The organism is Arcicella sp. GW458-12-2-14-TSB2, from assembly GCF_059423785.1.
The window spans coordinates 1-9,158 of record NZ_JBWKYN010000214.1 but is presented as its reverse complement, the minus strand read 5'-3'; the positions used below and the strand labels follow the sequence as shown (position 1 = coordinate 9,158).

The window sequence follows — 9,158 nt, the reverse complement described above, 5'->3', positions numbered from 1 at the left end:
ACTTAAGTCACACCCTAATAGAAATTTTAATTATTTTATATGTTTCCAAAATCTCGCATTACATATTTAGGCTAGAAGCCTATAAATAGCCTTCACTCGTAAAATACGAGCGACTGCCTGAGAGGTAAAATATAAAATCACTCAATCACTAACTCGCTAATTAACTAACTAAAAAAATAGCCTCAGATTTCTCCGAAGCTATTTGTGTTATATACTATCAACGAAGCGATTACGCTAAAAAATTACCGCTAGTAATTTCTGCTAAACCATCCGTCGGACGATTGTACAGGTATGAATAAGATTCATAATCTTTACCATCAATACTTACTGTAATCGATTTTCTTACAAATACACTTTCAGCGATGTTTTCTGGATAAAACTCTTCGTATTCATCCAAGATTCTGATTAATCTTATCGAATTCGATAGTTTGTATAATTCACCCACTACTTTGCTACTTTCATCTTCAGATGGTACAATACCCGGATACTCGCCGATATTATACATTTTTCCTTGATAGGTAGCCATGCCGATAAATTCAGAATTACGCGTGATTAGCTTGTGCAATTCGTTACCGAAGTCTTTTCTAAGGGTGCCATATACAAATAAGAATTCCTCTTTGTCAGGTTCAGGTAGCGTAGCTTCCTCAACTGCCAATACTAAATCCTCTTGTTCTACTACAGTTCCTTCGTTCAATACTACTTTTGAAACGATACCTTCAAAAGGAGACGAAACGATAGATTCCATTTTCATGGCCTCGATAACATACAACGGAGCATTTTTCTTTACTTCGTCGCCTGGTTTTACCAATATTCTGCTCAAACGTCCTTGCAATGGCGCACCGATGTCTCCCTTGCTAGTAGCCTTGATGTGTTGCGGACGTTCAATCTTGATATTTTTATCTAATACTTTAATTCTACGAGCTTGTCCGTTCAATTCAAAAGTAACAGCACGAAGTCCAGATTCATCTGGTTCAGATTGGTACAAGTATTTTACAATGATGGTTTTCCCTTCATCGATGTTAATCAAAATCTCTTCGTCAGGTTTTAAACCATACAAGAATGCAGGCGTTGGTATCAACGATACTTCACCATAAATTTGCTGTGCTTTATAGTAGTCTTCATATACTTTCGGATACATTTTGTATGAAAGATAATCCAATTCTATTTGCTCGCTTTCGGGGAATTTAGCCTTGAAATCTTCCATATCCTTACCGAAGTCGATAGGAGGGATGGTATCATTCGGACGAGAAGTCAATGGTACTTCGCCTTTTAAGATAATCTCCTGTAATTGTTTCGGAAAGCCTAAATAAGGCTGACCTAACCCACCTTTGAAGAAATCTTTGACAGACTCAGGGAAAGAAAGCGTTGCACCTTTAGCATATACGTCCTCTGCAGTTAACGAATTAGCCGTCATAAAGATAGCCATGTCGCCCACTACTTTTGATGAAGGCGTTACTTTTACAATATCACCAAACAATTTGTTGGCTTCAATGTAATTGCTCTTCATCAATTCAAACTTATCGCCTACGCCCAACGCAATGGCTTGACCACGCAAGTTGGTGTACTGTCCACCCGGAATCTCATTGTCATAAACCTCCGCAGTACCTGCTTTTAATTCAGACTCAAACGGATAGTATAGCTGACGAATATCTTCCCAATAATTAGAATACTGGTTCAATAAAGGCAAATTGATTGGGCATTCACGCTCGTTGCCCTGCATCATCGCCACGATAGAGTTGAAGTTCGGCTGTGCCGTTAAGCCCGACATTGAACCTAAAGAACAGTCAACAATATCAACACCCGCTTCAATGGCTTTTAAATAAGTAGCCGCCTGAATTGATGCAGTATCGTGTGTGTGTAAATGTACAGGAATCGAAAGGGCTTTCTTTAATTCAGTTACCAATAGCTGTGCTTGGTATGGTCTTAACAAACCAGCCATGTCTTTAATCGCCAAGATATGCGCACCTTCGTCTTCTAACTGACGAGCCATATCTAGGTAATACTGTAAAGAATATTTTTGATTCGTAAATACATCGCCTGTGTAACAGATAGATGCTTCGGCAATGGCATTAGTACGCTCGCGAACGGCTTTGATAGATACCTTCATGGCCTCTACCCAGTTCAGTGAGTCGAAAATACGGAAGACATCAATACCTGTAGCAGCAGATTTTTCTACGAATTTCTCAATCAAGTTATCTGGATAAGCAGAATATCCTACGGCATTTGATCCACGGAAAAGCATTTGCAACAACATATTCGGCATAGCTTCGCGGAATGCCTCAAGACGTTTCCAAGGAGATTCGTTCAAGAAACGCATCGCTACATCGAAAGTAGCTCCACCCCAAACTTCCATTGAAAATAATTGAGGGAAGTTTTTAGCATAGCTTTCTGCCACCGCTACCATATCTTTGGTACGTACACGGGTCGCTAATAACGATTGGTGACCGTCTCTGAAAGTAGTATCGGTATATAAAATCTGTTTTTGTTCTTTGATATACTGGCTGAATTTGTCAGCACCCATCGAATCCAACAATTGTTTGTTGCCTGCTGGGTATTCAGAGAAAGGATTGAACGCAGGGACAACTGGCGTACGGAAAGTACGTTCGTTTTTAACCTTCACATCTGGATTACCATTTACTACTACATCACCAAGGTAACGCAATACTTTCGTAGAGCGGTCTCTTGAAGTCTTAAAATCAAATAATTCAGGATGCGAGTCGATAAACTGTACTACGCATTTTCCTTTTTGGAAAACAGGGTGCGTAATTACGTTCTTAAGGAATGGGATATTGGTTTTTACCCCACGGATACGGAATTCAGTCAAAGCACGAGAAAGACGTTCTGACGCTCCTTTTAGGGTTCTACCACGGGCAGATACTTTCACCAACATCGAATCGAAGTAAGGTGAAATTTTTACCCCTGGATACGACGACCCTTCATCCAAACGAATACCAAAACCTGCCGCATTACGGTAAGCAATAATCGTCCCGAAGTCTGGTTTGAAACCATTAGCTGGGTCTTCCGTAGTGATACGACATTGAATAGCATAACCGTTCAGCGGAATATCTTCTTGTTTCAAGATAAAGATATTGCTATCTGAAAGCTTATAGTTTTGCGCAATCAAGATTTGCGTTCTTACGATATCAATACCTGTTACTTCTTCTGTAATAGTATGCTCTACCTGAATACGTGGGTTAACTTCGATAAAGAAGATGTTTTCGTCTTTGTCTACCAAGAATTCTACAGTACCAGCATTATAATAATTTACGGCTTTACCGATAGATAAAGCATATTGGTATAATTTCTGACGGGTCTCTTCTTTCAAACCAAAAGAAGGGGCTACTTCAACTACCTTTTGGAAACGACGTTGAACCGAACAATCGCGTTCGTAAAGGTGAACAAGGTTTCCGTGTTGGTCGCCCAACAACTGCACCTCAATGTGTTTTGGTTGGTCGATAAATTTTTCGATAAAGATAGTATCGTCGCCAAATGCATTTTTTGCTTCGTTTTTCGCTTCGCTGAATGCTTTTTCTAAAGATTCTTCTTCACGTACTACACGCATTCCTCGTCCGCCACCCCCAGCAGCTGCTTTTACCATTACTGGAAACCCAATTTTACGAGCTTCAGCAAGGGCGATATCATAATTGATTAAGTCTTCCTTCGAATCTTCAATCATCGGCACCTGCGCTTTCTTTGCAGCCACTTTAGCGGCTACTTTATCGCCAAGGGCATCCATGGCTTCTGGCGATGGCCCAATAAATTTGATACCTTCTTCACGGCAACGACGTGCCAGCGTAACGTTTTCAGAAAGAAAGCCATATCCCGGATGAATTGCGTCTACATTCTTTTCCTTACAAAGCTGAATGATTCCCTCAATATCCAAATAAGGCTTTAATGGTTCGTCATCTTTCCCGATTTGATAAGCCTCGTCGGCTTTGTATCGGTGAAGAGAATAACGGTCTTCGAACGTATAAACGGCAACGGTGCGAATACCTAGTTCAGAGGCAGCACGCATAATACGGATAGCTATCTCACCACGATTGGCTACCAAGAGACTGTTGATTTTTTGGACGTAAGGCTGAGCCATATTTCAGAGATTGGTTGTCGGTTACTGGTAATTGCTTAATTGAATCGTCAATGTCTCATAGAAATCATAACTTATTGATAATTATTAAGAAATTATAATCTACGAAACAAAAACATATTAAATCATACAAAAATCAAAAATAAATTGGGTATTTTCTTACATATGCACAAGAAAATTTGGCGTATATTAGAAAGTTACAATTTTGTTGCGTTTAGGTACTATTTTAAAAAAGACTCACCTATAATATTCTTTTAAAATAAATATGATAAAAGTCATTTTTTAATAAAATAGCCGTCATTTACTACATTTTGAAGTACAGATACCTTTATAAAAAATTGTAGTAAGCCCTTAAAAAGTAGCTATGGTTCTTGAACACTTTTTAAATATACAATAATTTTTAGTTGATGAAATCAGATACCGCCAAAAAAAGGATTCAGTTTGTTGACACGCTTAGGGGGTTTGCCTTGTTGGGAATGGTACTCACGCATACTCGTACTTGGTTTGTCCTGAGTATTATTCCAGAAGCAGTTATGCAAAAATACAACCACAACACCGCCAGTATGTTCGTGGGGATGTTTAATAGTTTTTTTATTGTCGGAAAATTCTATACTATCTTCTCGTTTTTGTTTGGTGTAAGTTTTGGCATTCAGTTATCAGAGAAAGTGGTAGCTGATAAAAAATTTATCCCAATGTTTGTTTGGCGACTAGTGGTATTATTTATCATTGGTTTTGTTCATCATATTCATTGGAGTGGCGATGTACTGGGCGTTTATGCCTTTCTGGGTTTGTTCCTGATTTTGTTCCGTAAAGCCAGTAACAAGTATTTAATCATAGTTGGGTTATTTTTAACCCTAATTTTACCAAGCTTTATTCATGAGCTTGCCCCTTTGTTTGAAGATGAAACAAAAAGCATAGTGGGCAACAATACGATGCTTGGTAATGTACATATCAATGATGATTATCTAAAGAGCTTTGAAACCTTGAAGCATGGAAACTATACTGAAATAATCTTACAGAATGTAAATGGGCTGAAAAGTAAACTAGACTATCAATGGAATACCAGTAGGGTATTTGTCACCTTCGGTTTGATGTTGTTTGGCTTTTTAATAGGTAGAGGGGGCTATTTAAAACACCTTTTATCATTTAGACCTTATGCTATCAAGATAATGTTTGGAGCTATATTGATGGTAGGCGTATGTTATTGGATATTGAAAACTATGAATTTTGCCCAAAGCCCAGATCAACGGAATGTTATGATAACGATTGTCCATAATTTTTTGATGTTACTAAAAGCTATCTTAACTACGATTGTCTATATCTCTGGTTTATTTTATCTATTGAATTTAAAACAAATGGAATTTGTAGCGGATTCGTTGGCAATAGTTGGCAAAATGGCGATGACCAATTATCTGATGCAAAGTTTGATAGGCGTTATACTTTTCTATAGTATTGGTTTAGGTTGGGCTGGCGACATTAGCCCAGCGTGGTGCTACTTGATAGCGATGCTTGTTTTTGTTTTCCAAGTAATATACAGCAAATGGTGGTTAAGTAAATACAATTTTGGTCCTATGGAATGGCTTTGGCGTTCGGCAACTTATTTAAAATGGCAACCGCTGAGGGTTTCATCACAAAAAAATATTACTAAATCAGTAGTAACTAGATAATAATATTCACTAATACACAATATGTAGCCTGTAGCTATTTCTGTTTCAGAAAAAGTTGCAGGCTATTGATTTATATATGTTTTCAAAACGTATATAAAAAAGAGTTAGTTGCGAATATGGTTTTCTGAAAGAAAAAAAGGCTTACCGTGCTGAAAAAAGTGTTAAGTGACCTATTTTTAAAAATAGATTTTTGGGTACTCAATAACCATTACATAACTATTAAAAACTTTGTTTAAACTTTGTGTGTGCTTTTAAATTATACTGAATAACTTGCTGTTGGTATTAGGTTAATGCTGAACGACTACCTACATAGTTTTCGGTTTTAATCATTCCTCTGTTTAGGTTTAGACATTCTTCTCAATTCATTTAATAATTGCTCGTTTTAGGATTTAAAACGCTGTATTTCTGTGTGTTTTAACATCCCGAACAGCATAACTATGCCAACTAGATAATGTATGCAGCAATTACGCTATGCTTAATATATTGAATTACAAAATGCTATACTTTTAATATTTGCTAACACACACAACAAAGAGAGAATGAAACAAAGAATTTTATTGATGGATGCCCTCAGAGGATTCGCTCTGTTGGGGATTATCCTTACGCACATTAGTGGCTGGTTTTATGGAGGCACGTTGTCGACGGAAGTTTTAGAAAAATACCAGTCAGATTTTGCTAGTAACATCGTTTTTTATTTCGATACCTTTTTTATTGCTCGTAAATTTTACGCCATTTTCTCCTTCCTTTTTGGGGTAGGCTTTGCCTTACAATTCGTGCATAAAAAAGACTCCGACGTTTACTTTATTCCCAGATTTATGTGGCGTTTGGCTATTTTGCTTTGTATTGGTTTTGTGCATCATATCCATTGGAAAGGAGACATCCTGACGATTTATGCCATACTCGGTTTTTTTATGATTTTGTTCAGAAATGCTTCTGACAAAGTTTTATGGATTGCCATTTTGTTTTTTATCTTGAATGTGCCTGTATTATTGAGGGAAATCGTGATATTTAACCGTACACCCGTAAAATCTATGGTTGAATTAAAACAAAAAGTAAAAAGCCATAACTCGGATGACCTCACCCAAAGCTACAATACTTTGAAAAAAGGAACCTATACTGAAGTAATCATTCAGAATTTTAAAAGTCTTAAACTTACCGCTTATTATCAAATATATTCAGGTAGGATATTTATCACATTTGGGTTTTTCTTATTAGGTTTTTGGGTTGGTAAGAAAAAGATTTTCGAGTATTTAAAAGAAAATAAAAGTATGATAAGGAATATCATGTGGGGTTCTATCACCTTCAATTTATTTTTGCTCAGTATCATTGCCATCATAAATGCTCCAGAAGTAGTGTATAAGATGCCTAGTTGGTTTGTTATTGTAGAGAAATTCATGTTTTCGTATCAGGCATTATCTATGACTATTTTTTATATAACGGCATGCTCGTTATGGCTACAAAAAAAATATATGGATATCGTCTTAGTCAACCTATCTGCCATTGGTAAAACGTCTCTTACTAATTATCTGCTACAAAGTACCTTTGGCATATTATTATTTTACGGTATAGGCTTTGGCTTGGCAGGCGAATGTAGTCCAGCTTGGTGCTATGTCATTGGTATCGGGATTTTTCTAATACAAATTGTCTGTAGCCGACTTTGGCTGAGTAGGTTCAAATACGGTCCCGCCGAATGGCTTTGGCGTTCAGGTACTTATTTTAAGTGGCAGTAGGGTTGTGAATGGTGATTTAGTGAGTTAGTGAATGGTGATTTAGTGATTATATATTATATGCCCTACCTCCTTGGCTGGTCTCCCGACCAGCCAAGGAAACAGCGTCTTATGTCTTTCAGTCCTAAAGTCCTAAAGTCTTCAAGTCTTCAAGTCTTCAAGTCCCAAAGTCCTAAAGCCCCAAAGTCCTTAAATTCAAAAAAATCCTAAAAAAGTCTTATTGTTGCAACCTTTTTCATTATATTATCATCTTATGGTCTGAGAAAAATACTATCTAACAACCGAAAATTATACTATGAAAAAAAGAATTCTGCTTGTAGATGCCCTGAGAGGCTTCGCTTTATTAGGTATTATCTTGGCCCATATAGGCGGCTGGTTTATTGCGGGGAGCATGCCAAGTGAAGTTTGGCAAAAATACCAGACGGATACAGCCAGCACAATCGTCAATTATATTGATGCTATTTTTATTTCTGGAAAGTTCTATACTTTTTTCTCGTTCTTTTTTGGGGTGAGTTTTGCATTACAATTGTTACAACGCAAAGAAGACGACCAACGGTTTTTGCCCAGATTTATGTGGAGGCTCATTATTTTGTTTATCATTGGGTTTATTCATCACATTCACTGGCGAGGAGACATTCTAGGGATTTACGCCTTCCTTGGTTTTTTTATGATACTGTTCAGAAACGCTAGTGAAAAGGTGCTGTTAGTAGCCATCCTGTTTTTTACGCTGAATGTGCCGAGTTTTATCCATGAAGTGATTGCCTATAACCAACCACCAGAAAAACCAAAATCAGAGAAAGAACAAAAGGCTGAACAGGCTAAATCTGAAAAAGAAACAGCCAAAAGTTATTATACCCTAAAGAAAGGTACGTATGCCGAAGTAATCGTTCAGAATTTTAAAGATTTTGCCTTCAAAGCTCGATTTCAATGGGAATCAGGACGAATCTTTGTGACTTTCGGCTTTTTTCTATTAGGACTTTGGGTGGGAAAACGTAAGATTTTCGAACATTTGTCAGACCATCAACGGTTGATTAAAAAAATCATGTGGTGGTCTATCGGGGTGAACGTCTTTATTATTGCTTTCTTTTTAACGATAGATATAGCCCAGCTTTGGGACAAAATGCCAAAATGGTTTGGGATGGTTGGCAATTTCTTGTTTTCGCTCCACTCATTACTCATGACGATTTTTTACATTGCAGGACTATCGCTTTGGTTCAGTAAAAACTATATGGAAAAAGTAATGCTCAATTTTGCTGCTATCGGCAAGATGGCCTTGACCAATTATTTGCTACAAAGTGCTATTGGTATCTTGTTGTTTTATGGAATAGGTTTTGGGTTGGCTGGCGAGATTAGTCCTGCTTGGTGCTATGTAATAGGCATTGTAATTTTTAGCCTTCAGATAGTGTTCAGTAAATGGTGGCTGAGTAAGTTTAAATATGGACCAATGGAATGGCTTTGGCGTTCGGCTACTTATTTAAAGTGGCAAGTTTAGTTGTGAGTTTTTAGTTGTGATTGAGTGAATGGTGAGTTAGTGATTATATATTTTATCTTCGTGGCTGGTCTCCTATGACCAGTCCACATTGTTTTTTAGAATGTGACTGGTCGGGAAACAAAAAGTAGGGCTGAATTGCATTCAGCCGTTTTCTACATGAAATAAAGTAACAATCATATCGTTAAAAT

General features: G+C 37.3%; 4 protein-coding genes. 3 read left to right on the top strand and 1 reads right to left on the bottom strand.

Annotation, left to right across the window (positions count from 1 at the left end; translation table 11 throughout):
- Positions 1-229 precede the first annotated feature (229 nt).
- A complete protein-coding gene (locus tag AC07XN_RS21575; protein ID WP_494744555.1) occupies positions 230-4,087 on the bottom strand; it encodes a pyruvate carboxylase in 3,858 nt (1,285 codons plus the stop codon).
- Between the two features lie 404 nt (positions 4,088-4,491).
- Between AC07XN_RS21575 and AC07XN_RS21570 the strand changes: the two genes are divergently transcribed.
- The 3 genes from AC07XN_RS21570 to AC07XN_RS21560 all read left to right on the top strand — a co-directional run bounded on the left by AC07XN_RS21570 (position 4,492) and on the right by AC07XN_RS21560 (position 8,970).
- Complete coding sequence (locus AC07XN_RS21570) at positions 4,492-5,751, top strand: DUF418 domain-containing protein (protein WP_494744554.1); 1,260 nt, start codon at positions 4,492-4,494, stop codon at positions 5,749-5,751.
- A 539-nt stretch (positions 5,752-6,290) separates the two neighbouring features.
- Positions 6,291-7,481: a DUF418 domain-containing protein gene (locus AC07XN_RS21565; RefSeq protein WP_494744553.1), complete on the top strand. Its 1,191-nt coding sequence runs from the start codon at positions 6,291-6,293 to the stop codon at positions 7,479-7,481.
- Positions 7,482-7,773: 292 nt separating this feature from the next.
- Positions 7,774-8,970, top strand: a complete 1,197-nt coding sequence (locus AC07XN_RS21560; protein ID WP_494744552.1) for a DUF418 domain-containing protein — start codon at positions 7,774-7,776, stop codon at positions 8,968-8,970.
- The last annotated feature ends 188 nt before the right edge of the window (positions 8,971-9,158 follow it).